We start from the raw sequence: 22,539 nt of genomic DNA, 5'->3' as shown, positions 1-22,539 counted from the left end.
GGCCGCGGCCCATAGCGCGCGGCGCGCGGCCAGCACGTCGGTGCCGGCGCCGTCCAGCGCCGGCGCAGCCAGCACCTTGCCAAAGGGGCGCAGGCGCGCGATCTCCTCGGTGAGCCAGGCGCTGCGGTAGTCCCACCACGGCAGCGAGCAGAAGGCGCCGTCGAACCCGCCTTCGCGCAGGTCATCGAGCTGCGTGGGGCCCAGGCCCGGGGTCCACGCCAGGAAGGCCACGCTGCGCCCGGGCGCGGCACGGCGGGCGCCGGCAATCAATGCCGCCCAGTGGCGTCCGGCCACGCGGGCCGGCGCGCGGCAGACAAAGCCGGCGATGCCGGCGGCGACAGGGGTGCGCAGCCGGTCTCCCCACCACGGCACCAGCGCCGATGCGGTATGCGGATCGTGCCAGCGCAGGCGCACGCCGGGCAGGTGGTTGTCGGTGTCGCGCGGGTCGGCGGCGAGGCCCGCGGGCTCGCGCCAGCCCGGGTCCAGGCCGGCGCTGCCTTGCGGGTAGCGGTCCAGTGCGAGTTCCAGCAGGCAGGACAAGCCGTGGGCGGCGCAGGCCGCCACCACCTGCGCCAGCGCGGGACCCTGCGCATGGAGCACCGGCCAGCCAGCCAGCAGCACATGGTCGAAGCCCAGCTTCGCGGCTCGGGCCAGTGCGTCGGCGTCAGGCGCACCATCATGCGCACCTTCATGCGCACCATCATGTGCACCGTCAGGCCGGGAGGAGGATAGGTCGATCTGGCAGATTCGCACGTTTCATTCCCACCTGTTGCCGTCAGGCCGGAGTGGCTGCGGGCAGCCCGTCGCCAGCGCGCTGCATCAGCAGCGGCGTGAGTGCGGCGTGCCAGTCGTGCGCGTGGACCACGTCCGGGATCGGCAGCGCGGTGCGTCCGGCGGCGATGGCCGTGGCCGCGTGGCTGAGCGCGGCGAAACGCAGCGGGTTATCGACGAAGTCGCGGCCCGCGCCGTCCACGTACGGCGAGCCGGCGCGGTCATACAGCGCGGCGCAATCAAGCAATACCACCTTGACGCTGGTGCCGGGCAGGCGTGCGCTCAGCAGCCGCGCGGCGCCGTGGCCGGCGGGCAGCGCCAGCGGCAGCCCGCCGATGCTGCGCACATCCTGCGTGCGGGCGATGGCTTCGGGGTAGCCGGGCATCAGGATGGTGATGTCGCAGCCGCGCGCTTGCAGCGCGCGCGCCAGTCCACTGACCACGTCGCCCAGTCCGCCGGTTTTTGCCAGGGGGATCGCCTCGGCGGCAACAAATAGCATGCTCGGGTTCAAGGTGGAACTCCTTCGATATCGCTTGGCGGACATCGGGGGATGGGAAGCGATGCCATGACGCTCGATCGTGCGGGCTCTTACCGTTTGCTGCATCGCGGCAGGCCTTCGCGCCCCTCCTGTTACGCGAAGCGCGTGCCAGGCCAGGAGCCGGCAAACCTGGGAAACCCGGAGCCCCAGCGACGCCAAGGGCGGGCGGGGGGAAGGCGGCAGGTGCGTCGGGCGTGACTTGACGGATCGGAGATGCGCAATGTGTGTAAATACTACTGCGCGTCGGTGGCAGTTCGGGGAAAAAGGCGAGGCCCTCAGCGCCGGCACACGGCGTGCAAGACCGGCGAGTGCGCTCGGAGAGACAGCCGGAAAAGCCCGCTTGCGTGAACGCACCGAGATGGAGCAGAAAGGGACGCGGGATCAGGCGACAATGCCCGGAAGGACGGGAAAGGCGGCTCGGAAGGAAGAAACGGCACCCAATCGGGGTGCAATGCTACAAAGCGGGGCAGCCAGCCGTTTGGTGGGTTGCACCACGCCGCGGCTCAACTGGCGCGATAGGTGTCCAGCCGGTTGTAGAGCGTCTTCAGGCTGATGCCCAGCGAGTGCGCTGCCTGCCGCTTGTCGCCGTCGAAGCGCGCCAGCGTGGCCAGGATGATCTCGCGCTGCGCGTCGGCCAGCGACGTGCCGATGCGCACGTTGACGAAACCGTCCAGCGTGGCCGGCCGTGGCGGCTGGGTGGCGATATTGGGGTTGGCGATGTCGATGACGCGGTCGGCCAGGATAAAGGCGCGATAGATGGTGTTCCTCAGTTCACGCACATTGCCGGGCCAGCCATAGTGCCGCAGCCGTTCCAGCGCCGTGCCGGAAAACACCTTGTCGGCGCCTTCCATGGCGTTGAATTCCGCCAGGAAGTGCTTGGCCAGTTGCGCGATGTCCTCGCCACGCTCGCGCAGCGGTGGAATGTGCAACGGGAAGACCGCAAGGCGGTAAAGCAGGTCCTCCCGCAACTGGCCGGTGCGCACCGCTTCGACGGGGTCGCGGTTGGTGGCGGCGAGGATCCGCACGTCGCACACGATCTGCGTGTCGCCGCCCACGCGGTGGAAGGTGCGCGTCTCCAGCACCCGCAGCAGCTTGATCTGCATGTCCGGCGCCATTTCCGTGACTTCATCGAGAAACAGCGTGCCGCCCCGGGCTTGCTCGAAATACCCGGCTTTCTGCTGCACGGCGCCCGTGAAACCGCCTTTCTCGTGGCCGAACAACTCCGACTCGATCAGCGTGGCGGGAATGGCACCGCAATTGACCGCGACGAACGGCCCGGCCCGGCGCGCGCCGCGGTCATGCACGGCGCGGGCTACCAGTTCCTTGCCGGTGCCGCTTTCGCCCACCGCGAGCATCGTGACTTCCGTGGCGGCCACCCGGTCGATCTGGGCGAGCAACTGCTGCATGACGGGCGAAGCGCTTTGCCACAGCAAGGCCGAGGCACCCTGGACGGCCGCGCGCCGCGGCGCGCCGCTTGGCGGCGTGGCGGGACGGGAGGCGGAAGAGGCAGGCGGGTTGAAGCTTGTCATCGAGAGAGGCATGGGGACGCGATTGCCAATGGCGGGGTCGGCAGGAAGTGCGCCGGCGGCGGGGCAATCTGGCGGCAGTTGCGCTAATCCTAGCGCGTGCTTTGGCTTGAGGCCACTGTTTTGAACGGTTGCTGCGCCAATGCCTGCCGGCGCGTGGCGTTGTCAGACAGACACCGGTACCGCTGCGGCTGGCGCCCGCATAAAATTGGTGGTATCCCCGGATTAACCCTGGCGCCAAGTCGCACCACTGCCGTATGTTCTGACATAGGGTCAGGACGTGTTTGCCGTGGCAGCCGGGTTATACGGTGCCGATACGGAGAACGATGCCCCACATCCTGATCGTCGATGACGATGAAAATGCTTGTGCCGCCCTGTCCGAGATCGCGGCGGCTGAGGGCTTTACGTCCGCCACCGCAGGCGACCTGCGCGAAGCCTGCCTGCAGATCGGCTGGCAGATGCCCGATGCCGTGCTGGCCGACCTGAAGCTGCCCGATGGCAGCGGCATGGACTTGTTCAACGAGGTTGGCACTGCCGGCGTCGAAGTGATACTCATGACCGGCTACGCCAGTGTGGAATCCGCCGTGGATGCCCTGCGCCGGGGCGCCACCGACTACCTGGTCAAGCCGATCAACGTCACGCGCCTGCGCACCATCCTCAAGCGCATTGCCACCACCGGCGACCTCAAGGCGGAAATCCATTGCCTGCGCGGCGAACTGCGCCGCTACGGCCGCTTTGGCCGCCTGCTTGGCAGCTCCGAAGCGATGCAGGTGGTCTACGACCAGCTCGGCAAGGTGGCCCCCACCGAAGCCACGGTGCTGCTGGTGGGCGAGAGCGGCACCGGCAAGGAGCTGGCCGCGCAGACGCTGCACGAGCTCTCCGCGCGCCGGCGCCAGCCCTTCCTGGCCGTGAACTGCGGCGCGATTTCCCCCACGCTGATCGAATCCGAGATGTTCGGCCACGAGCGCGGCAGCTTTACCGGCGCGGAGCGCCAGCACAAGGGCTACTTCGAGCGGGCCGACGGCGGCACGCTCTTCCTCGATGAAATCACCGAGATGCCGATCGAGCTGCAGGTCAAGCTGCTGCGCGTGCTGGAGTCCGGCGCCTTCATGCGCGTTGGCACCAACCGCGAGCTGCATGCCGATGTGCGCGTGGTGGCCGCCACCAACCGCAACCCGGAGGAAGCGGTAGCCGAGGGCAAGCTTCGCGCGGACCTCTATCACCGGCTCAATGTGTTCCCGATCGAGCTGCCGCCGCTGCGCGCGCGCGGCGATGACGTGGTGCAGATCGCCAACACGCTGCTGGAGCAGATGAATGGCGAGCATGGCACGCAACGCCGCTTTGCCCCGGAGTTGCTGGACAGCCTGCTACTGCATGCATGGCCAGGCAATGTGCGCGAGCTGCGCAACTTCGTGCAACGCGCCTACATCATGGCCGACCAGGATCTCATTGCCGATGCCCGCGTGCCGCTGCAGGTCGCGGCGACCAATCCGGCCGCCACCGCCGTGGTCTCGGTGCCAGTGGGGATGTCGCTGGCCGAGGCCGACCGCCAGTTGATCTTCGCCACGCTGGCGCAGTGCTCCGGCGTGAAGAAACACGCCGCCGAGATACTCGGCATCAGCCTCAAGACCTTGTATAACCGCCTGGAAGAATATGCCTCGAGGGGCGAGTTGCCCGAATCGCTGCGCGCCAACGGCACGAGCACGCCGCCGGGCAGCACCACGGCGCCGAACTAGCATGTACCGCGCGCTGCCCGGCCTGCGCTCATGCGTTGACGAGCCGGCGCCGGTGCCGGTGCGCGGCATGGGCGTCGCTGGCCTGGTGCAGCAGGGGTACCGGTACCGGCCCGACGTGCCAGATCCGGGAGCAGTACTCCTGGATGGCGCGATCGGACGAGAAGTGCCCGGAGCGTGCCGACGACAGCACCGACATGCGCTGCCAGCGCTCCTGGTCGGCAAACGCGGCGCTGACATCCTGCTGGCAATGCAGGTAGGAGGCAAAATCCGCCAGCAGCAGGTAGGGGTCATGCTGGAGCAAGCCGTCGAACAGCGGCTGGAACACGGCCGCGTCGCCCTTGGAAAAAAACCCCTGGCGGGCCAGCCCGATCACCGCGCGCAGCTCCGCATTGCCATCGAAGAACATGCTCGGCCGGTAGCCTGCCGCCTTGAGCGCGTAGACCTCGGTGGCGGTCAGGCCGAAGGGGAAGAAGTTGTCGGCGCCGATATGGTCGCGCAGCTCGATGTTGGCGCCGTCCATGGTGCCGATGGTGATGGCCCCGTTCATCGCGAACTTCATGTTGCCAGTGCCCGACGCCTCCTTGCCGGCCAGCGAAATCTGCTCGGAGAGGTCGGCCGCTGGGTAGATGCGCTGCCCGTAGGTCACGTTGAAGTTCGGCAGGAAGACCACCTTGAGCCGGTCGCGCACCTGCGGGTCCCGGTTGACCACCTCGCCCACCGCGGTGATGAAGCGGATCATCAGCTTGGCATAGTGGTAGCCAGGCGCGGCCTTGCCGGCAAACAGGAAGGTGCGCGGCACGATGTCCGCGTGCGGATCGGACTTGATGCGGTGGTACAGCGCCACGATATGCAGCACGGCAAGATGCTGCCGTTTGTACTCATGGATGCGCTTGACCATGACATCGAACATCGAATCAGGGTCCACCACCACGCCGGTGGAGTCCTTGATCACGCGGGCCAGGTCGGTCTTGTTGGCGCGCTTGGCCGCATGCCACTGGTGGCGGAAGGCGGGATCGTCGGCGTAGGGCTCAAGGGCGCGCAGGCCGGACAGGTCGCGTATCCACCCGTCTCCGATGGCGTCGCAGGCCAGCCTGGTGAGCCGCGGGTTGGCCAGCGCCACCCAGCGCCGCGGCGTGACGCCATTGGTGACGCTGGTGAATTTTTCCGGCCAAAGCTCGTAAAAATCCTTCAGCACGTCTTGCTGCATCAGGCGCGAATGCAGGTCGGCCACGCCGTTGATGGCGTGGCTGCCCACGCAGGCCAGATGCGCCATGCGCACATAGCGGGGGCCGCTTTCATCGATCAGCGACAGCCGCGCCAGGCGCGACGCGTCGCCGTAGAACCGGATGCGCACTTCGTCCAGGAAGCGCGCGTTGATCTCGTAGATGATCTCCAGGTGGCGCGGCAGGATGCGCTCGAACAGCGGCACCGGCCAGCGCTCCAGCGCCTCGGGCAACAACGTATGGTTGGTATAGGCAAAGGCGCGCCGGGTGATGTCCCAAGCCTGGTCCCAGGGCAGGTCGTGGTCGTCCACCAGCAGGCGCATCAGCTCGGCGATGCCGATCGAGGGATGCGTGTCGTTGAGTTGCACCGCGAATTTTTCATGGAAGCGCGTCAGCGGGATGCCGTGCGCGTCCAGCAGGCGCAGCATGTCCTGCAGCGAGCACGAGACGAAGAAGTATTGCTGCTCCAGCCGCAGCTCCTTGCCCTGCTGCGTTTCGTCGTTCGGGTAAAGCACCTTGGTCAGGTTTTCGGAGGTCACTTTCTTACTGACCGCACCGAGGTGGTCGCCCCGGTTGAACACATTGAAGTCGAAGGCTTCGGTGGCCTCCGCGCGCCACAGGCGCAGCGTGTTTACGGTATTGACGCGGTAGCCGAGGATTGGCGAGTCGAAGGGCACGCCCACCACGGTCTTGTCCGGCACCCAACATACGCGGTAATGCCCGCGGTCATCGGTGTAGCGCTCGGTATGCCCGCCAAGCTTGACCTGCACCGCCCACTCCGAGCGCTGGATCTCCCACGGGTTGCCGTTGCGCAGCCAGGTGTCGGTGCTTTCCACCTGCATGCCATCGATGATGGACTGGTGGAATATGCCGTATTCGTAGCGGATGCCATAGCCCAGCGCCGGCGTCTCCAGCGTGGCAAGCGAATCGATGAAGCAGGCCGCCAGCCGGCCCAGGCCACCATTGCCCAGGCCAGGTTCCTCCTCCTGCGCGAGGATTTCATTCAGGTCGAGGCCGAGCTCCGCCATGGCCTCCCGCACTTCGTCGCAGATGCCCAGGTTGACCAGGTTGTTGCCCAGGTGCGGGCCCATCAGGAATTCCGCGGAAAGGTAGGCGACAGTGCGCGATGGCTGGCCAAGGTAGGCCTCGGCGGTGCTGATCCAGCGCTGCACCAGCCGGTCGCGCACGGTGTGGGCAAGGGCCTGGTAGAGATCGTTGCCGCTGGCCAGGCCCGGCAGCTTGCCCTGCGTATAGAACACATGGTCGAGGAAGGCGCGCCGGATGGTGGCGCTGGACATGGCGGTACGGGTGTCATGGCCGGGGTGCGCGGCGGACGGGGCGGGCGGGACTGTCGGCTCGGTATCTGCCGTCATCGGGATCCTCCTGGTGGCATCGGTCAGGGACGCGTGCGGTGGCGCCCGCGCGGGATGGCATGCAAGAAGCGTGGCAGCCCGGGGAGTGGCAAGACGAGGGCGCAGCGCAGCCACGTCTCTGATCCTAGACAAGATTTTGCGGATGCGTGCCTGGATTGCGGTTTCGGGCCGCGCGGATGCAATCCAATTGCGTGCGCGGTATGCTTTTTGCATGACAACCGGGTGAGCATGCAGTCCCCACAAGGTATCGATGTCGCAGCAACATAATCCTTCTGACGGCCCCGACGCACCGGGTCATCCCGTGGCCGGTGAATCCACCTGGCCGATCCAGAGCACCGCCGAAGTCGCCGCGTTGATCGGCCAGGTGGCGCATGACCTGCGCTCCGCGCTTAACGGAGTGCAGAGCTGGGCCTACGTGCTGGACCGCTCGCTCGACACGCCCCCGACCTCCGCGCAGCGGGCGCTTTCCGGCATGCGCACCGGCATGCAGCAGCAGCTGGCGTTGATCGAACACATGGAGGAGGCGGTGGCGCTGCTGGCCGACGAGAGCCCGCCGCAGTGGGAGCGCGTGGACCTGCTGGCCGCATTGCAGAAGGCGACGGACGAGGTACGCCCGGTGGCCGATGCGCGCGGCGTAACCCTGGCTGCGGCGCTTGTGGATACCCCTGAGGGGCAGCCTGCCGCCGCCCTGCAGATCGACGCCGACCCCCGCCGCCTGGATCCGCTGCTGCGTCACCTGCTGGTGCATTGCATCCGCCATGCGCGCAGCGCTGATACCGTGGAGGCGCACCTCAAGCCGGAGGTGGGGCGGATCCGGCTGCGCATTACCGAGAGCCGGGCGCCCACCGACGCACGCAAGGACGAGCGCATTGCCGTCCTTTCCGATTTCTTCCGCCGGCGCAAGGTCCAGGGCTGTGTATCGGCGCCACGCCAGGGCACCGCGCTGCTGCTCGCCAGGCGGCTGGTGGAGACGCATGGGGCGCACATCGAGGCCGAAGGGCAGGGGTGTTCGACCGATAGCGGATGGGTGTGCATTTCCGTGAGTTTTCCGCTGCATGCCATCGCGCACGGATCCCCTTGAACCCGTAGCTTTTACCGATCTCAGCATAATATGCATGGCGCCCGCGTTTGCGGGCGCTATTTTTTTCGCCCGCGAAAGGCCGTCTTCAGCCTGCGTGGATTGGCACGGCTGCCTCCTGCAGGCCATCAGTGCATATTGGCCCGCCCTTTGCATGAACAGGATGTCCCGAACCCTGCTCAAGGAGCCGAACATGCATAAGGAAAAGGCCAAGTCGCACGCCATCGGCAAGTCCACGCCGCCGAAGGCCGCCAGGACCGCGAGGGACACACAGCAAAAAGCCCCCGCCACCTATCAGGACGCGGTGGACGATGCGCTCGACATGACGTTCCCGGCCAGCGACCCGATCTCGCCGAGCGCCGCCATGCACGCCGAGAGGAAAACCAGCACGCCGCGCGACGACACGGACTGGAGTCTCAAGCGCGGCAGCGAGCACCAGCCCGCCGGGGCAAAGCCCGCCGCGCATCGCAAGGGCAAGACGGATTCGCATTGAATCGCAGCCGGCCCGGCTTCTCACCCTTCACAGCCTGAATTCGAACCTGGAGGTACAGACACATGAACCCACTACAAACCAACCCAGCCAACCCAGCCAACCCGCCTGTGCCCGGCGCCGCCATCGTCGGCGAGCTCGATGCGGACCGCTCCGGCCCGGGGCCATTCGTGATGGCCGCCGATACGCTGGAAGGCAACAAGGTGATCGGCCCGGGCGGCGAGGATCTCGGGACCATCGACCACATCATGATCGACGTGCGGGGCGGGCGGGTCGCCTATGCCGTACTGTCGTTTGGTGGCTTCCTCGGCATCGGGGAGAAGTTGTTCGCGGTTCCCTGGTCGGCGCTGACGCTAGATACGCGGCGCAAGTGTTTTGTGCTTGGCATCGACAAGGAAAAGCTCAAGGGCGCGCCCGGATTCGACAAGGATCACTGGCCGACCATGGCCGATCCGCAATGGGCGACCAGCATCCACCAGTATTACGGCACTTCGGCGTATTGGGAGTCCGATCACTATGACCCGTGGGTCGGCCGGTGAGCGCGTGTGAATAACGGGGTGAGGTGAGCGGGTGGGGTGTGCGGGCGGGGTGAGCAGGATTTCCTGCGTGCAACGATTGCGGGATACCGGGCGGGCCGGATGCGCGGCCAGCCCGGTCTCTTGTTGGCGTTGAAGCCTCACGCCCGCTGTGGCGGCGGCGGCCTGTCCCCGGGCGGCGGATCGCTCACGGGAGCGGGCGGATCGGGATCAGGCACTTCCGGCGGCGGAACTTCCGGCGGTGTCGGGGTCTGATCAGGCTCGGGTGTGATATGAAAGTGCAGCTGCATGTTCCATCTCCGAAAAGTCAAGGTCGGGGGGCAACCGGCTCCCCAAGGTCATCCAGAATCCGCAACAACGCCTCCAGATCCACCGGCTTCACCAGATGCTGGTCGAATCCGGCTTCCGTCGTGCGCTGCCGGTCAGCCGGCTGGCTATAACCAGTCAAGGCCACCAGCCGCACATGCTGCAACTCCGGTATGGCCCGAAGCCGCTGCGCAATCTCGAAACCATCCATCGCCGGCATCCCAAGATCCAGCAAGATCACATCGGGCTGCGCCTTGACTGCCCGCACGATGGCGGCCGGCCCGTCGATGGCGGTCACCACCGTGTGTCCCATGGCCTCCAGCGTCAGCGCCATCGCCTCCAGCGCATCGATGTTGTCGTCCACCACCATCACCGTGCGCGGCGTGCCGGGCCGGGACCGTAGCTTGCCCACCTCGGGCTGCCAGCTCTGCCACGGCTGCGCGGGCAGTTCCACCACAAAGGTGCAGCCCAGGCCGGCGCCCGCGCTCTGCGCGTAGACGTTGCCGCCGTGCAGCTTGACCAGCTTTTGCACCAGCGAGAGGCCGATGCCCATGCCTTGCGCACTGGTGGTGCCAGCGGGCTTGTCGCCGTGATGCGCGGTGGCCGGGTCGAAGATGGCCTGCAGCGCCTGTGGTGACAGGCCGGGGCCGTTGTCCTGGACGCGGACCGTGAGCAGCGTGCCATCGCTGGTGACTTCCAGCGCAAGCTGGCCGTCCGGCTGGGTATAGCGCGCCGCGTTGTGCAGCAGGTTGCTGAAGATCTGGGTCAGCCGCACCAGGTCGCCGCGTACGGGCATCGGCCCCTCCGGCACGCTCAGCCGCAGCGTGTGGCCACGGGAATCGATCAACGGGCGCACGGCTTCCACGGCGGTATTCAACGCGGTGCGCAGCTCGACCAGGTCGTCGCGCAGCACGATCCGGCCCTGGGTGAAGCGTGCGACATCGAGCAGGTCGTCCACCAGGCGGGTCAGGTGATGCAGCTGGCGGGCAATGATGTCGCGCGCCTTGAAGGTGTCCTCGCGGCTTGGCGCGCAGCGCATCAGCAAGTCGGCGGCGCTGCGCATCGGTGCGAGCGGGTTGCGCAGCTCGTGGGCCAGCATGGCGAGGAAATCGTCCTTGCGGTGGTCCTCTTCCAGAAGCATGCGCTCGGCACGCTTTTGCGGGGTAATGTCCTGGCAGATGCCGGCCACGCGATAGAAGACACCAGCCGTATTGGAGACCGGGGATGCGCGCGCGCGGACCTCACGTACCTCGCCATCGCCTCGCTCGAGCCGGAATTCCGCATCCATATGGCCGTCGCGCAGCATCGCATCGAAGGCGGCTTCCATGCGCTCGCGGTCCTCGGCGTGCACGCTGGCGAGCCAAAAGCGCGGGTTGTGCTTGAGGTCTTCCACCGGGCGCGCCCAGAGCTGGGCGAACGACGGGCTCATGAACAGGAACTGGTTCTCGGCGGGGTCCAGGATCCACAGCGGATCGGAGAGATTCTCGGCCAGCTGGCGGAACAATTCCTCGTTTTCGCGCAGGGCTTGCGATGACTGGCGGGAGGCTTCCTCAGCCTTGCGCATGCGCAGCAGGGCATTGATGCTCGATACCAGTTCTTCTGCCTCCACCGGCTCGACCAGGTAGCTGTCGGCGCCGCCATCCAGCGCCTGCACCCGGTGGCGCGATTCGGTCAGCGCGGCCGAAGTCTGCAGCACCAGCGTGCTGGCGGTCTCGGGATCGCTCTTGATCAGCCTGCACACTTCCAGCCCATTGATGTCGGGCAGCTTCACATCCAGCAGCACCAGGTCCGGGGCATGCTGGCGGACCAGGGACAGCGCGGCCTGTCCGCTCGCGGCCTCCAGCACGGAGAAGCCCGCGCGCTGCAGGATGCGGCCCTTGACGTAGCGAGGCCCGTCGCTATCGTCCACGTTAAGGATCAGCGGGCGCTTGGCGTTGATGGGAGAGGGCAGGATGTTCATGGCGAACTCAGCGATGTGGCGTATCGAAAGGTGCAGCGTGGCGCGTTCGCGCGTGGCAGTGGGCAGGGATCATCAGCGTGAAGGTGGATCCCTTGCCAGCCTCGCTTTGGACATGGATGTCGCCGTTCAGCAATTCGGCAAGCTGGCGGCACAGCGGGAGGCCCAGGCCAGTTCCCTTGACCCGGTGCTGCAGCGGGTTGGCGACCTGCACGAACTCTTCAAAGACCATCGGCAGGTGATCGGGGGCAATGCCGATGCCGGTGTCCGCAACCGTCAGCACCACTTGATCGGTAGCAGGAAGGTAGACGGCGCCCACGCGCACCTCGCCGCGCTCGGTGTACTTGAGCGCGTTGGAGACAAAGTTGCGCAGGATCTGCGCCACCTTGCCCTCGTCGGTATGCAGCGACGGGATATGGTCGACGGAGCCGAACACCAGTTCCACGTCGGCGGTGTGCTGCAGCGGGCGCATCATGCCGCGCAGCGCGCTGAAGGTATTGTCCAGCGTGAATTCGGTGACGTGCACCTCGGTCTTGCCAGAGGCGATCTTCGCCAGGTCGAGCAAGTCGTCCACCAGCTGGCTCAGCGCCTCGGCGGAATGGCGCACCATCGTCACCTGATGTACCTGCTCGGCATTGAGCGGGCCATCGGTCTGGTCGAGCAGCAACGTGGACAAGGCCCGGATCGAGCTCAGCGGCGTGCGCAGTTCGTGGCTCACGTTGGAGAGGAAGCGGCTCTTGGTTTCGTCCGCTGTGCGCAGGCGCTCGGCGCGATCATCCAGCTCCGCGTACAGGGCCACCACGCCGCGGTTGGTGTCCGCCAGTTCGTTGGCCAGCAGCTCAAGTTCGCGCTGGCGGGCGGCCAGCTCGTGCAGCGTGCCCGCCAGCTCGCGGTTCTGCTCGCGCAGCTCGCTCGCAATGAGATCGGGCGAGCGCTCGAGGCAATGCCCGGAGATGGCAGCCAGCGCGGCGGGCGCAGGCTCGGCCGCGGCTGGCGGCAGATGCCGGCGAATCGCGAGACGGGTTTGCGGCGATCCTTCGGGCTCGAGCGACCAGGTGTCGGCCAGCGCCACGGCATGCAGTAGCGCTTGGGCCGGCGGGTCGTCCGGCAGGGCCTCGCCACGCAGCATGCGCGCCAGCGTTGAAATCGCGGAGGGCGCCGCATCGACGACGATGGCGAGTTCGCGCGCCATCTCGTTGCGGCAATCGCCGCGAATCATCTCCGCGCGCAGCGTACGGGGCTCGTCCATCGCCAGCAGCAGGCGCGCAAGCTCCGACACCGTGGTGGCGATGGCCGTTTGCTCGATCGCGGAGAAGCCAAGCTCGGCCGCGGCGTTGCGGGCTGCCTGGCGCGCCACCACCACATCGGTGTCCGCGCGCAGGGCGAGCTGGAAGAGCGGGAGCCTCATGACAAGGCTCCCTGGCCAGCTGCGGCAGGCGAATCCGGGGCGCTCGCGGGGCCCGTCCACGTGCGGCATTCGCTGTTGCGGCGGCACACGATCACGGTGACGTCATCGCGCCCACGCGCGAAATCCCGGTACAGCACCGCCGCAACGATGGCCGGGTGCCGCGCGCTCAGTCCGGGATAATCATCCAGGTCCCAGTGCGTGCCCAGGCCATCGCTGTGCAGGATCAACAGTGTGTCGGGTGGCCACGGCGCCTCCACTTCAGTCACCTTGCGCATGGTGCAGCCGACAATGCCGTTGTGCGACATCAACTGGCGCCGCGTGCCGGCGCTGCCCAGCGCCCCGGGTGTGACCACGCAGGCGCAGATGTTGCCGATGCCGGCAAAGCGGATCCGCCCGGCCTCCGTCTCGATGCGGGCTACCGCGATCGCCGCGCCGCGCGTGGCGCGCAGTGCCGCATGGGCGTGCCCTATCAGCACCGCGGGGGCCACGAAGGCATGGGCGGCGGCAACCCGTTTGGCGGCCTCGGCGGCGCGCGCCGCATCGGGGCCGTGGCCGAGCCCGTCGGCCACCGTGAGGCTGGATAGCTCGCGCGCGGAACTCACGTGCCAGCCGTCGCCGCATTCAGTCTCGCCGGCGATGGGCACGCACACCGATCCCACCGAGATCGCCGGCAAGTCCGGCGCGGCCATCCGGTCGGACGGGGAAAAGGCCATGCGCAAGACGGTGCCTTTGCCGGGCGCGCTATAGATATCGAAGGCGGTGGCGAGCCGGCTCATTGCCCCCAGCCCGTTGCCGGCGGTGCCGGCCGTGGAGAAGCCATCGCGCAAGCTGGCGCCGAGGTTGGCCATGCCCGGGCCGCGGTCGATGGCGATCACCTCCACCTGCGGCGCGGCCGGCCCGGCGACTTCCTCCTGCAAGGTGCGGATCAGCAATTCGCCGTCCCCGCCGTACTTCAGGATGTTGGTCGCTGCCTCGGAGACGGCGATGGCAAGGCGGCCCGTGGCCACCTCGCCAAAGCCGCAGCGGATGGCCAGGTCGGTGACCGTGCGCCGCGCCTGCGCGACATGGCTGGCTTCCTGGATCGAGGCTCGAATCTGCATCATGTTTCCCGTGTTCAGAACACGCCGTAGCGGGCGATGGTCACGGTCGTCCCCCGGCCCGGCGCGCTATCGATCTCGAAAGCGTCGGACAGCCGGCGCGCGCCGCCCAGGCCAAGGCCCATGCCGTCGCCGGTGGTGAATCCGTCCTGCATGGCCGCCTGCACATCGGCAATGCCGGGGCCCTGGTCGATAAACCGCAGCTGCACGCCGCGCCGCGCGCCCGCCGTCACCGGCAGGACTTCCGCGGTGCCGCCGCCGCCGTAGAGCACCGTGTTGCGCGCCAACTCGCTCGCCGCGGTGACCAGCTTGGTCTGGTCCACCAGGGACATGCCCTGTGCCACCGCCGCTTCGCGCACCAGCTTGCGCAGCCGCACCACGTCCTCGCCCGTGCGCAACGGGACGTGTTGCACCGCCGCGTCGGTCTCGCGCAAGGCCTCCTGGAGCCAGGGCCACTGGGCCGCGAAAGCGCCGTCGTGGGGGTTCATGCGTCGGCCTGCAGCAGGGCCATGCCGCGCTCCACGTTCAGCGCGGTGCGTACCCCATCCAGCGTGACGCCGAGCTCGACCAGGGTGATCGCCACCGCGGGCTGCATGCCGACGACCACGGTCTGGGCGTCGAGCACGCGTGCTATGGCGGCGGTATTGCCGATCATCCGGCCGATGAACGAATCCACCAGGTCCAGCGAGGAGATGTCGATCAGCACGCCCTTTGCACGATCCATCACGATGCGCTCGGAAAGGTCCTCCTGCAGCGTCAGGGCCAGCCGGTCGTGCATGTCGACCTGGATCGTCACCAGCAGCAGGCGGCCCATGCGAAGAATTGGAATGCGCTCCATATCCGTTCGTCCGTTGCGCGCGGCTAGCGCTGGGCGGCGCTGGTAATGGCGCCCCCGGTACGCTTGAGCGCGACCTGGAACGCATCCGCCAGGGTCGCCTTGGTGGTGACATCGGCCAGGTCCACGCCGAGGTGGACGATGGTCTGCGCAATCTGCGGGCGAATGCCGCTGATGATGCAGTCCGCGCCCATCAGCCGGGCCGCCGCCACGGTTTTCAGCAAGTGCTGCGCGACCAGCGTGTCCACGGTGGGCACGCCAGTGATGTCGATGATGGCGATCGAGGCGCCGGTATCGACGATCTTTTGCAGCAGGCTCTCCATCACGGTCTGGGTCCGCGCGCTATCCAGTGTGCCGATCAGCGGCAGCGCCAGGATGTCGTCCCAGAGTTGCACCACGGGCGTCGACAGTTCCATCAGCTCGCGTTGCTGCCGCGCGATCACCTCTTCACGGCTGGCCTGGTACAGCGTCGTGGTGTAAAGGCCGAGCCGGTCCAGCAGGGTGTTGGTCGCCCAGGTCTCGTCCGCCAGCCGGACCGGGTCCTGGGCCAGCAGCTTGCGCAAGCGCATGAAAGCCGGCTGCTTGAGCGAGAACACGAACATGGCCGTGTCAGCCGGGGAGAAGCCTTCGCGGGCACGGCGGCGCGAGATATCCACCAGCACGCCGCGTACGCGCTCCCATTCCGGCTTGCTCAGGTCCTCAGCGGCACCAGCGCGCAGCGCCTCGCGCAGGCCATGCAGGAAGCGCTGGGACTGGTCACGCAGATCCGCCTCCGCCAAGCGCTGCCCGCCCGGCAGGGCAAGCTGCTGCGCTACCCATTCATTCAACAACGCCTCAGGCTCGCTTGTAAGAGCTACAAGGAAGTCCGGGCCCTGATCGGTATTTTCTGCATGTAGCGTTTGCGCCACGATTCCCCCCTTGGTATGCCGATTATTGCGTTTGCCTTGGCTGGCCACGGTTTGCCGGTACTCGCATGCAATCGCGCTGGCCTGACTCGCGCCGCACCGCGGCCCGATCACGGGAAACGGCGCAAAAGCCGTGCCCGCGTGTAGGACAAGGACCCAAGGTGGCGCCCGGTGGCGTCCTACCCGGCGCGATGCTCACCGGGTATTGGCCGTGGTGCGCGGCTGGGCTGGCCCGGCGAACAAGGCCACCATTTCCCGGTTGAAGGCCGGAATATCGTCCGGCTTGCGGCTGCTGACCCAGTTGCCGTCCCGCGCCACCTCGCGATCCACCCATTCGCCGCCGGCGTTGCGAATGTCGTCGGCTAGCGATGGCCAACTGGTCAGCGTACGGCCCTTGACCAGCCCGGCGGAGACCAACAGCCAGGCGCCATGGCAGATCACGGCGATCGGCTTGCCGTCATCCTGGATCCTCTTGACGAAGCGCTGGGCCTCCGGCTTGGTACGCAAGGCGTCTGCATTCATGACACCGCCCGGCAGTACCACGGCGTCGAAATCGTCGGGATGTGCTTCGGACAGCACGGCCTGCACGCCAAAGCGGTCGGCCTTGGCGTGGTGGTGCGCGCCCTGGACTTCGCCGTGCTCCGGCGCCAGGATCACCGTGGTGGCGCCAGCCTGCTGCAGGGCCTGGCGCGGGCCGGTGAGCTCGACCTGTTCGAACATGTCGGTGACCAGCAGCGCAACGCGCTTGCCGGCAAGCGCGCCGGCGGATGGGTCGGCATGGGGGGTATGGGCTGGTTGCTGGGTCATGTCTGGCTCCTGGAGTCGGTGGGTAGGAATGAAACAGGGGGCAGGCGGCAGTGCCCGGTCACCGTGTAGCTTTGGCATGCGCTTGTAAATGCGGCATGCCGCGAGGGGCCCAGAAAGGGCAATGGCAAGGCAGGTTCCGGCGGCACTTACTTGCGCGCCGCCTCGCCGCTGTGTGCCTCGGCGCTCGGCGATGTGCCGCCGCTTGGCCCGGCGTTGCCTGGCGCCTCTACTGCCTTCCGGGGAATCTGGGCGGGCGACGATTGCGCCGAGATTCCCCCGCCCTTGCCGAAGCGGGCGGCCAGGGTGTCCTGCGCCCGCGTCAACGCTTCGACTTGCCGCTGGGCTTCCTCCGCTTCCTTGGCCTTGCGGGCGTCGGCGGCCTGTTGCTGCTCTGGCGAAAGCGGGGGCAGGCGCGTGTGGAGCGAAAAACAAACTCCGCTACCGCCAGTGGCAATATCCATGCCCCGCCGGCGCCGGTGTATCGTGGCGCGACGGCCCTTGCCCGGATCTTGCGGCTCTACGCCGGGTCAACCTTGCTTGTGTCACCCCAATATGGACCTCATCGTCGCCCGGCCTGAAGGACTCTATTGCCCGCCCGGAAACTTCTACATCGATCCCTGGCGCCCGGTGGAGCGTGCCGTCATCACCCACGCCCATGCCGATCATGCCCGCCCCGGGCATGGGCATTACTTGTGCGCCGAACCCGGCCGGGGCGTGATGCTGGCGCGGTTGCCCGGCATCCGGCTCGATACGCTGGCCTACGGCGAGAGCATCAATCACCACGGCGTGCGCCTGAGTCTGCATCCCGCCGGCCACGTGCTCGGCTCGGCCCAGGTGCGGCTGGAATACGGCGGCGAGGTATGGGTCGCCTCGGGCGACTACAAGGTCGAGGCCGACGGCACCTGCGCGCCGTTCGAGCCGGTGCGCTGCGACACCTTCATCACCGAGAGCACCTTTGGCCTGCCGGTCTACCGCTGGCAGCCGCAGGCGCGGATCATGGCCGAGATCCACGCCTGGTGGCGCGCCAATGCCGAGGCGGGCCGCGCCAGCGTGCTGTACTGCTACGCCTTTGGCAAAGCCCAGCGGATCCTGCATGGGCTGGCAGCAGCCGGCGAGGGCCACGGCCCCATCGTCACCCACGGCGCCATGGCCGCGCTCAACGCGGCGTACGAGGCGGCCGGCGTGGCCCTGCCGCCCACCTTGCGCACGACGGACCTGCCGGGCAAGCCGGTGGCCTTCCGCCAGGCCCTGGTGCTGGCGCCGCCGTCCGCCCAGCGCTCCAGCTGGATGCGGCGCTTTGGCGATGCCGCGGATGCCTTCGCCAGCGGCTGGATGCAGTTGCGCGGCACGCGCCGGCGGCGCGGCGTAGACCGTGGCTTCGCGCTGTCGGACCACGCCGACTGGCCCGGGCTGCTGTCCGCCATCGAGGCCACCGGGGCGCAGCGCGTCATCGTCACCCACGGCAATGTACCGGTGATGGTGCGCTACCTGAACGAAGGTGGCTGGCAGGCGCAGGCGTTCCAGACCGAGTACGGGGAAGAGGACGACGCCGCCGCTGGCGATGCCGAGGCGGCCGCATCTGTTGCCATCGCCGGCGAGGCCCCAGCATGAGGGCCTTCGCCGCGCTCTACGCGGATCTCGACGCCACCACCTCCAGCAACGCCAAGCTGGCCGCGCTGGTGGCCTACCTGCGCGCCGCCTCGCCGCGCGACGCCGCCTGGGCGGCGTACTTCCTGGCCGGCGGCAAGCCGCGCCAGCTGGTGCCGGTGGCGGTGCTGCGCGAGCTGGCGCAGACCGCCTCGGGCTTGCCACCCTGGTTGTTCGAGGAAAGCTACCAGATGGTGGGCGACCTGGCGGAGACCATCGCCTTGCTGCTGCCACCCGCGGCTCATACCGACGAAGACGGCCTGGCCGACTGGGTGGAGCAACGCCTGCTGCCGCTGCGGGGCTTGCCGCCCGAGACGCTGCTGCCGCGCCTGGACGCGCTCTGGCAGGTGCTGGACACCCCGGCGCGGCTGGTGTTGTTCAAGCTCATCACCGGCAGCTTTCGCGTGGGCGTGTCGCGGCTGCTGGTCACTCGCGCTCTGGGTGAAGTGGCCGGCATCGACCCCAAGCGCGTGGCCGAACGGCTGGTGGGCTACACGGACCTGTCGGCGCGCCCTGGCCCGCAGCGCTATCTCGCCCTGCTGGCCCCGGTGGGCGGGGAGGGTGCCGAAGCGCGCATTGGCGGCCAGCCGTATCCGTTCTTCCTCGCCCACCCGCTGCAGGCGGACCCGGACGATTTCGCCACGGTGCTCGGCCCACCACGGGACTGGCTGGTCGAGTGGAAATGGGACGGTATCCGCGCCCAGGTTGTAAAGCGCGGCGGCGAGACCTGGATCTGGTCGCGCGGGGAGGACCTGATGACCGAGCGCTTTCCGGAACTGGTGGAGATGGCGCGCGACCTGCCCGACGGCACCGTGCTCGACGGCGAGATCGTGGTCTGGGAAGGGCGCCGCGCGCAGCCGTTCGCGCGCTTGCAGCAGCGCATCGGCCGCAAGAACCTGAGCGCCCGGCTGCTGCGTGAAACCCCGGTGATCCTGCTGGCCTACGACCTGCTGGAATGGCAGGGCGAGGACTGGCGCGCGCGCCCGCACGTCGAACGTCGCCGCCAGCTGGATTCGCTGCAGGCACGGCACAAGCATCCCGCGCTGGAACTCAGCCCCCTGGTCAGCGCGCCAGACTGGCAGGCCTACGCCCGCCTGCGCGAGGCCTCCCGCGAGATGGGCGTGGAAGGCATGATGCTCAAGCAGGCGGGGGCAGGTTACGGCGCCGGGCGGACCAAGGACACCGGCGTATGGTGGAAGTGGAAGATCGACCCCTACACCGTGGACGCCGTGCTGATCTACGCCCAGCGCGGTCACGGCCGCCGCGCCAGCCTCTATACCGATTTCACCTTCGCCGTCTGGAACGCGCCGGCGGGCAATCCGCAGCGTGCACTGGTGCCCTTCGCCAAGGCGTACTCGGGGCTCACGGATGAGGAGATGCGCCAGGTCGATGCCATCGTGCGCAAGACCACGGTGGAGAAGTTCGGCCCGGTGCGCAGCGTGGCGCCCAGCCTGGTGTTCGAGCTGGGCTTCGAGGGCATTGCCCGCAGCAGCCGACACAGGAGCGGCATCGCGGTGCGCTTCCCGCGCATGCTGCGCTGGCGCACCGACAAGCGCATCGATGACGCGGATACCCTGGCCGTGCTGGAGGCGATGCTGCCCGCCGAGGCGATGGCATGAGCGCACGCCGCCGCGCTCCGACGGCGCCGGGCGGATTGCCAAGCGCCGCAGGCGCGGCCATACTGGCCGTTTCGCAGTATCCATGCCAGAACGATCCCCGAACGATCTCCCAGAACACCGATGCGCCAAGACTCTTCCGACTCGCCAGCCGCTCCCTCGCACGACCATGGCCATGACCATGACCACGGTGGCAGCACGCTCTCCGAGATGGACCTGCGCGTGCGTGCGCTGGAATCCCTGCTGGTAGAGAAGGGCTATGTCGACCCGGCCGCGCTGGATGTCCTGATCGAGACCTACGAGCAGCACATCGGCCCACGCAACGGCGCGCGCGTGGTGGCCAAGGCCTGGTCCGACCCGGCCTACAAGGCCTGGCTGCTGGCCGACGCCACGGCTGCGATCGCCTCGCTCGGCTTCACCGGCCGCCAGGGCGAGCACATGATCGTGCTGGAGAACACGCCCGCTACCCACAACATGGTGGTGTGCACCCTGTGCTCCTGCTATCCCTGGCCGGTGTTGGGACTGCCGCCGGTCTGGTACAAGTCCGCGCCTTACCGTGCCCGGGCGGTGATCGACCCGCGCGGCGTGCTGCGCGATTTTGGCTTTACCCTGCCGGAGGCGGTGCAGATCCAGGTGTGGGACTCCACCGCCGAGCTGCGCTACCTGGTGCTGCCCATGCGCCCGGCCGGCACCGAGGGCTGGAGCGAGGACGCGCTGGCGGAGTTGGTGAGCCGCGACTCGATGATTGGCACGGGGCTGCTGCCGGATGTGACCACGCCGGCAACGGCAGGGGAGAGGCAATGAACGGTGGCCAGGACCTTGGCGGCATGCAGGGCTTCGGCCCGGTTCGCCCGGAACCCGATGAGCCGGTGTTCCACGCCGGCTGGGAGCGCCGCATGCTCGCGCTCACGCTCGCCATGGGTGCGGTGGGCAAGTGGAACATCGACACCATGCGCGCGGCCCGTGAAAGCCTGCCTCCGGCGCAGTACCTTGGCAGCAGCTACTACCAGATCTGGTTCGAAGGCCTCAAGGCCATGCTGGTCAAGACCGGCCTGGCCAGCGCGGAGGAAATCGCCAGCGGCGCATCCACCGCGCCGCCACTGCCCCTCGCGCGCATCCTTGGCGCGGATCAGGTGGCCCCGGCCCTGGCGCGCGGCACGCCCAGCGCCCGGCCAGCGCCCGGAGAAGCCCGCTTCCATGTGGGTGACCGGGTACGCACCCGCCAGATGCATCCCGCCGGCCACACCCGGCTGCCGCGCTATTGCCGCGGCCGGCAAGGCGAGATCGTGGCAGTGCATGGCGCCCATGTGTTTCCGGACGCCAGCGCGGCCGGCGCGGGCGACCAGCCGCAGTGGCTCTACACCGTGCGCTTTGCCGCTACCGAGTTGTGGGGCGCCGACACCACCGCGGCGTCGGTCTGCGCGGATTGCTGGGAGTCTTACCTTGACCCGGCGGAGGTGGCCCATGGTTGATCCCAGGACCGCATCGACCGCATCGACCGCATCGACCGCATCGACCGCGCCGGCGAACCTGCAGGCCATCCGGGCAGCGCTGCCGGCGCTGCCTTGCGACAGCACCGGCCCGGTCTTCCGTGAGCCGTGGGAAGCACAGGCCTTTGCGCTGGCGCTCGCCCTGCATGAGCGCGAGGCCTTTACCTGGACGGAATGGGCGGCCACCCTGTCCCAGGTCATCCGCGAAGCCCAGGCGGGCGGGGACCCAGACAATGGCGAGCATTACTACCGCTTCTGGCTGACCGCGCTGGAGCGGCTCGCGGCTGCCAAGGGCATGGTCGACGGCGCCGCGCTGCTGGACAGGCGCGACGCGTGGGACGCTGCGGCCCGGCGCACGCCCCACGGCCAGCCGATCGAGCTCGACTAAGAAGGTGCCCGAGGGGCAGGTTTGAACGCGACTTTCAGGCCAAAGACACGCCGCTGGCGGGCTCCCGGCTACTTGCCCGCCAGCGATCCGGCCCCGCTCGTGCTACCGTAGCGGACTAGACGCTATCAAGCGCCCCGATGCCGCGCCGCCAAGGCCGGCGCCAAACTCCGACTGACATGAACGACACAGAGATCCAGCTGATCGGCTCGGCCCGCTTGCCGACCCGTTTTGGCGAATTTACCGCCCACGCCTTCAAGGGTGCCGTTTCAGGCATCGAACACCTTGCGCTGAGCGTCGGCGACATCACCGGCGAGGCCGTGCTGACCCGCCTGCATTCCGAATGCCTGACCGGCGACGTGTTCGGCTCGTGCCGCTGCGACTGCGGCGAGCAGCTCGACCTGGCCATGAAGAAGATCGCCGAGGAAGGCCGCGGCATCCTGTTATACCTGCGCGGCCAGGAAGGGCGCGGGATTGGCCTGGGCCACAAGATCCGCGCCTACGCGCTGCAGGACGGCGGGCTCGACACGGTCGACGCCAACCTGGCGCTGGGCCAGGAAATCGACAGCCGCAACTACGCGTTTGCGGCCGACCTGCTGCACCAGTGGGGCGTCAAGTCGATCCGGCTGATGAGCAACAATCCGAAGAAGAAGCAGGCGCTGGAAGCCGCAGGCATCAAGGTGGTCGAGCAGATGCGCCACATCGTGCCGTCCAACGCCGAGAACGAAAAATACCTGGAGACCAAGCGCGAGCGGATGGGGCACCTGCTGGATTGAAACCGGGCGCGGCAAGCCAATGGCGGAGTCCGGCCTAAG

At 68.0% G+C, this 22,539-nt stretch carries 21 protein-coding genes and 1 pseudogene; 10 read left to right on the top strand and 12 right to left on the bottom strand.

Features of this window, described 5'->3' with window-relative positions; translation table 11 throughout:
* From ACGLHR_RS19780 to ACGLHR_RS19770, 3 genes and pseudogenes are all read right to left on the bottom strand, one after another.
* Positions 1 to 753: pseudogene (locus tag ACGLHR_RS19780) on the bottom strand (DUF3416 domain-containing protein); the annotation flags it as partial.
* Positions 754 to 775: 22 nt separating this feature from the next.
* On the bottom strand, positions 776 to 1,282 hold the full coding sequence (locus ACGLHR_RS19775; RefSeq protein ID WP_400095977.1) for a glycogen/starch synthase: 507 nt from the start codon (positions 1,280 to 1,282) through the stop codon (positions 776 to 778).
* Between the two features lie 530 nt (positions 1,283 to 1,812).
* Positions 1,813 to 2,838 (bottom strand): sigma-54 interaction domain-containing protein, encoded by a 1,026-nt coding sequence (locus tag ACGLHR_RS19770; RefSeq protein WP_400095976.1) that lies wholly within the window; start codon positions 2,836 to 2,838, stop codon positions 1,813 to 1,815.
* Between the two features lie 323 nt (positions 2,839 to 3,161).
* Here ACGLHR_RS19770 and ACGLHR_RS19765 point away from each other — a divergent pair, with 323 nt between their 5' ends.
* On the top strand, positions 3,162 to 4,571 hold the full coding sequence (locus tag ACGLHR_RS19765; protein ID WP_400095975.1) for a sigma-54-dependent transcriptional regulator: 1,410 nt from the start codon (positions 3,162 to 3,164) through the stop codon (positions 4,569 to 4,571).
* A 28-nt stretch (positions 4,572 to 4,599) separates the two neighbouring features.
* Here ACGLHR_RS19765 and ACGLHR_RS19760 read toward each other — a convergent pair whose 3' ends face one another.
* Positions 4,600 to 7,167 carry a glycogen/starch/alpha-glucan phosphorylase gene (locus ACGLHR_RS19760; protein ID WP_400095974.1) on the bottom strand — a complete coding sequence of 856 codons (2,568 nt, stop codon included), beginning with the start codon at positions 7,165 to 7,167 and terminating at the stop codon, positions 4,600 to 4,602.
* Between the two features lie 250 nt (positions 7,168 to 7,417).
* On the opposite strand from ACGLHR_RS19760, the gene ACGLHR_RS19755 reads away from it, so the two are divergent.
* The 3 genes from ACGLHR_RS19755 (at position 7,418) to ACGLHR_RS19745 (ending at position 9,274) form a co-directional block, all read left to right on the top strand.
* A complete protein-coding gene (locus ACGLHR_RS19755) occupies positions 7,418 to 8,248 on the top strand; it encodes a sensor histidine kinase (protein WP_400095973.1) in 831 nt (276 codons plus the stop codon).
* 190 nt (positions 8,249 to 8,438) lie between these two features.
* Complete coding sequence (locus ACGLHR_RS19750) at positions 8,439 to 8,738, top strand: hypothetical protein (RefSeq protein ID WP_400095972.1); 300 nt, start codon at positions 8,439 to 8,441, stop codon at positions 8,736 to 8,738.
* A gap of 62 nt (positions 8,739 to 8,800) precedes the next feature.
* Positions 8,801 to 9,274: a PRC-barrel domain-containing protein gene (locus ACGLHR_RS19745; RefSeq protein ID WP_400095971.1), complete on the top strand. Its 474-nt coding sequence runs from the start codon at positions 8,801 to 8,803 to the stop codon at positions 9,272 to 9,274.
* A 304-nt stretch (positions 9,275 to 9,578) separates the two neighbouring features.
* Here the strand turns inward: ACGLHR_RS19745 and ACGLHR_RS19740 are convergent, their stop codons facing one another.
* The 8 genes from ACGLHR_RS19740 to ACGLHR_RS19705 all read right to left on the bottom strand — a co-directional run bounded on the left by ACGLHR_RS19740 (position 9,579) and on the right by ACGLHR_RS19705 (position 17,047).
* On the bottom strand, positions 9,579 to 11,537 hold the full coding sequence (locus tag ACGLHR_RS19740; protein WP_400095970.1) for a response regulator: 1,959 nt from the start codon (positions 11,535 to 11,537) through the stop codon (positions 9,579 to 9,581).
* Positions 11,538 to 11,544: 7 nt separating this feature from the next.
* Positions 11,545 to 12,942: a sensor histidine kinase gene (locus tag ACGLHR_RS19735; RefSeq protein ID WP_400095969.1), complete on the bottom strand. Its 1,398-nt coding sequence runs from the start codon at positions 12,940 to 12,942 to the stop codon at positions 11,545 to 11,547.
* On the bottom strand, positions 12,939 to 14,045 hold the full coding sequence (locus tag ACGLHR_RS19730) for an ATP-binding protein (RefSeq protein WP_400095968.1): 1,107 nt from the start codon (positions 14,043 to 14,045) through the stop codon (positions 12,939 to 12,941). Before ACGLHR_RS19730 ends, ACGLHR_RS19735 begins: the two co-directional genes overlap by 4 nt.
* An 11-nt stretch (positions 14,046 to 14,056) precedes the next feature.
* The gene (locus ACGLHR_RS19725; protein WP_400095967.1) at positions 14,057 to 14,527 is read right to left on the bottom strand and encodes an anti-sigma regulatory factor; all 471 of its coding nucleotides are present in this window, start codon (positions 14,525 to 14,527) and stop codon (positions 14,057 to 14,059) included.
* On the bottom strand, positions 14,524 to 14,877 hold the full coding sequence (locus tag ACGLHR_RS19720; RefSeq protein WP_318233437.1) for an STAS domain-containing protein: 354 nt from the start codon (positions 14,875 to 14,877) through the stop codon (positions 14,524 to 14,526). Before ACGLHR_RS19720 ends, ACGLHR_RS19725 begins: the two co-directional genes overlap by 4 nt.
* A 23-nt stretch (positions 14,878 to 14,900) precedes the next feature.
* Positions 14,901 to 15,782, bottom strand: a complete 882-nt coding sequence (locus ACGLHR_RS19715) for an STAS domain-containing protein (RefSeq protein ID WP_400095966.1) — start codon at positions 15,780 to 15,782, stop codon at positions 14,901 to 14,903.
* A gap of 192 nt (positions 15,783 to 15,974) precedes the next feature.
* Entirely contained in the window at positions 15,975 to 16,586 is a 612-nt protein-coding gene (locus ACGLHR_RS19710; protein WP_400095965.1) for a type 1 glutamine amidotransferase domain-containing protein, read from the bottom strand.
* A 146-nt stretch (positions 16,587 to 16,732) separates the two neighbouring features.
* Positions 16,733 to 17,047 carry a hypothetical protein gene (locus ACGLHR_RS19705; RefSeq protein ID WP_400095964.1) on the bottom strand — a complete coding sequence of 105 codons (315 nt, stop codon included), beginning with the start codon at positions 17,045 to 17,047 and terminating at the stop codon, positions 16,733 to 16,735.
* A 91-nt stretch (positions 17,048 to 17,138) separates the two neighbouring features.
* On the opposite strand from ACGLHR_RS19705, the gene ACGLHR_RS19700 reads away from it, so the two are divergent.
* From ACGLHR_RS19700 to ribA, 6 genes are all read left to right on the top strand, one after another.
* Entirely contained in the window at positions 17,139 to 18,197 is a 1,059-nt protein-coding gene (locus ACGLHR_RS19700) for a ligase-associated DNA damage response exonuclease (RefSeq protein ID WP_400095963.1), read from the top strand.
* Positions 18,194 to 19,852, top strand: coding sequence for an ATP-dependent DNA ligase (locus ACGLHR_RS19695; protein WP_400095962.1), 1,659 nt, complete (start codon positions 18,194 to 18,196; stop codon positions 19,850 to 19,852). The genes ACGLHR_RS19700 and ACGLHR_RS19695 overlap by 4 nt, the downstream gene beginning before the upstream one ends.
* Before the next feature lie 120 nt (positions 19,853 to 19,972).
* Positions 19,973 to 20,653, top strand: coding sequence for a nitrile hydratase subunit alpha (gene nthA, locus ACGLHR_RS19690; RefSeq protein WP_400095961.1), 681 nt, complete (start codon positions 19,973 to 19,975; stop codon positions 20,651 to 20,653).
* Complete coding sequence (gene nthB / locus ACGLHR_RS19685) at positions 20,650 to 21,321, top strand: nitrile hydratase subunit beta (RefSeq protein WP_318233443.1); 672 nt, start codon at positions 20,650 to 20,652, stop codon at positions 21,319 to 21,321. The genes nthA and nthB overlap by 4 nt, the downstream gene beginning before the upstream one ends.
* Positions 21,314 to 21,727: a nitrile hydratase accessory protein gene (locus tag ACGLHR_RS19680; protein ID WP_400095960.1), complete on the top strand. Its 414-nt coding sequence runs from the start codon at positions 21,314 to 21,316 to the stop codon at positions 21,725 to 21,727. Before nthB ends, ACGLHR_RS19680 begins: the two co-directional genes overlap by 8 nt.
* A 176-nt stretch (positions 21,728 to 21,903) precedes the next feature.
* Positions 21,904 to 22,500 carry a GTP cyclohydrolase II gene (gene ribA, locus ACGLHR_RS19675; RefSeq protein ID WP_043355124.1) on the top strand — a complete coding sequence of 199 codons (597 nt, stop codon included), beginning with the start codon at positions 21,904 to 21,906 and terminating at the stop codon, positions 22,498 to 22,500.
* The last annotated feature ends 39 nt before the right edge of the window (positions 22,501 to 22,539 follow it).

The sequence above is a fragment of the Cupriavidus sp. CuC1 genome (assembly GCF_044627735.1).
In the GTDB taxonomy this organism is placed as follows: Bacteria; Pseudomonadota; Gammaproteobacteria; order Burkholderiales; family Burkholderiaceae; genus Cupriavidus; species Cupriavidus ulmosensis.
This window is presented reverse-complemented; position numbering and strand designations above follow the sequence as displayed.

Bases quoted from the DNA above. Each gene is read 5' to 3' on its own strand.
- ACGLHR_RS19710 (WP_400095965.1), bottom strand. From the start codon at position 16,586: ATGACCCAGCAACCAGCCCATACCCCCCATGCCGACCCATCCGCCGGC.
- ACGLHR_RS19765 (WP_400095975.1), top strand. From the start codon at position 3,162: ATGCCCCACATCCTGATCGTCGATGACGATGAAAATGCTTGTGCCGCC.
- ACGLHR_RS19725 (WP_400095967.1), bottom strand. From the start codon at position 14,527: ATGAACCCCCACGACGGCGCTTTCGCGGCCCAGTGGCCCTGGCTCCAG.
- nthA (WP_400095961.1), top strand. From the start codon at position 19,973: ATGCGCCAAGACTCTTCCGACTCGCCAGCCGCTCCCTCGCACGACCAT.
- ACGLHR_RS19740 (WP_400095970.1), bottom strand. From the start codon at position 11,537: ATGAACATCCTGCCCTCTCCCATCAACGCCAAGCGCCCGCTGATCCTT.
- ACGLHR_RS19745 (WP_400095971.1), top strand. From the start codon at position 8,801: ATGAACCCACTACAAACCAACCCAGCCAACCCAGCCAACCCGCCTGTG.
- ribA (WP_043355124.1), top strand. From the start codon at position 21,904: ATGAACGACACAGAGATCCAGCTGATCGGCTCGGCCCGCTTGCCGACC.
- ACGLHR_RS19750 (WP_400095972.1), top strand. From the start codon at position 8,439: ATGCATAAGGAAAAGGCCAAGTCGCACGCCATCGGCAAGTCCACGCCG.
- ACGLHR_RS19735 (WP_400095969.1), bottom strand. From the start codon at position 12,942: ATGAGGCTCCCGCTCTTCCAGCTCGCCCTGCGCGCGGACACCGATGTG.
- nthB (WP_318233443.1), top strand. From the start codon at position 20,650: ATGAACGGTGGCCAGGACCTTGGCGGCATGCAGGGCTTCGGCCCGGTT.
- ACGLHR_RS19730 (WP_400095968.1), bottom strand. From the start codon at position 14,045: ATGATGCAGATTCGAGCCTCGATCCAGGAAGCCAGCCATGTCGCGCAG.
- ACGLHR_RS19695 (WP_400095962.1), top strand. From the start codon at position 18,194: ATGAGGGCCTTCGCCGCGCTCTACGCGGATCTCGACGCCACCACCTCC.
- ACGLHR_RS19760 (WP_400095974.1), bottom strand. From the start codon at position 7,167: ATGACGGCAGATACCGAGCCGACAGTCCCGCCCGCCCCGTCCGCCGCG.
- ACGLHR_RS19720 (WP_318233437.1), bottom strand. From the start codon at position 14,877: ATGGAGCGCATTCCAATTCTTCGCATGGGCCGCCTGCTGCTGGTGACG.
- ACGLHR_RS19700 (WP_400095963.1), top strand. From the start codon at position 17,139: ATGGACCTCATCGTCGCCCGGCCTGAAGGACTCTATTGCCCGCCCGGA.
- ACGLHR_RS19705 (WP_400095964.1), bottom strand. From the start codon at position 17,047: ATGGATATTGCCACTGGCGGTAGCGGAGTTTGTTTTTCGCTCCACACG.
- ACGLHR_RS19755 (WP_400095973.1), top strand. From the start codon at position 7,418: ATGTCGCAGCAACATAATCCTTCTGACGGCCCCGACGCACCGGGTCAT.
- ACGLHR_RS19770 (WP_400095976.1), bottom strand. From the start codon at position 2,838: ATGACAAGCTTCAACCCGCCTGCCTCTTCCGCCTCCCGTCCCGCCACG.
- ACGLHR_RS19680 (WP_400095960.1), top strand. From the start codon at position 21,314: ATGGTTGATCCCAGGACCGCATCGACCGCATCGACCGCATCGACCGCA.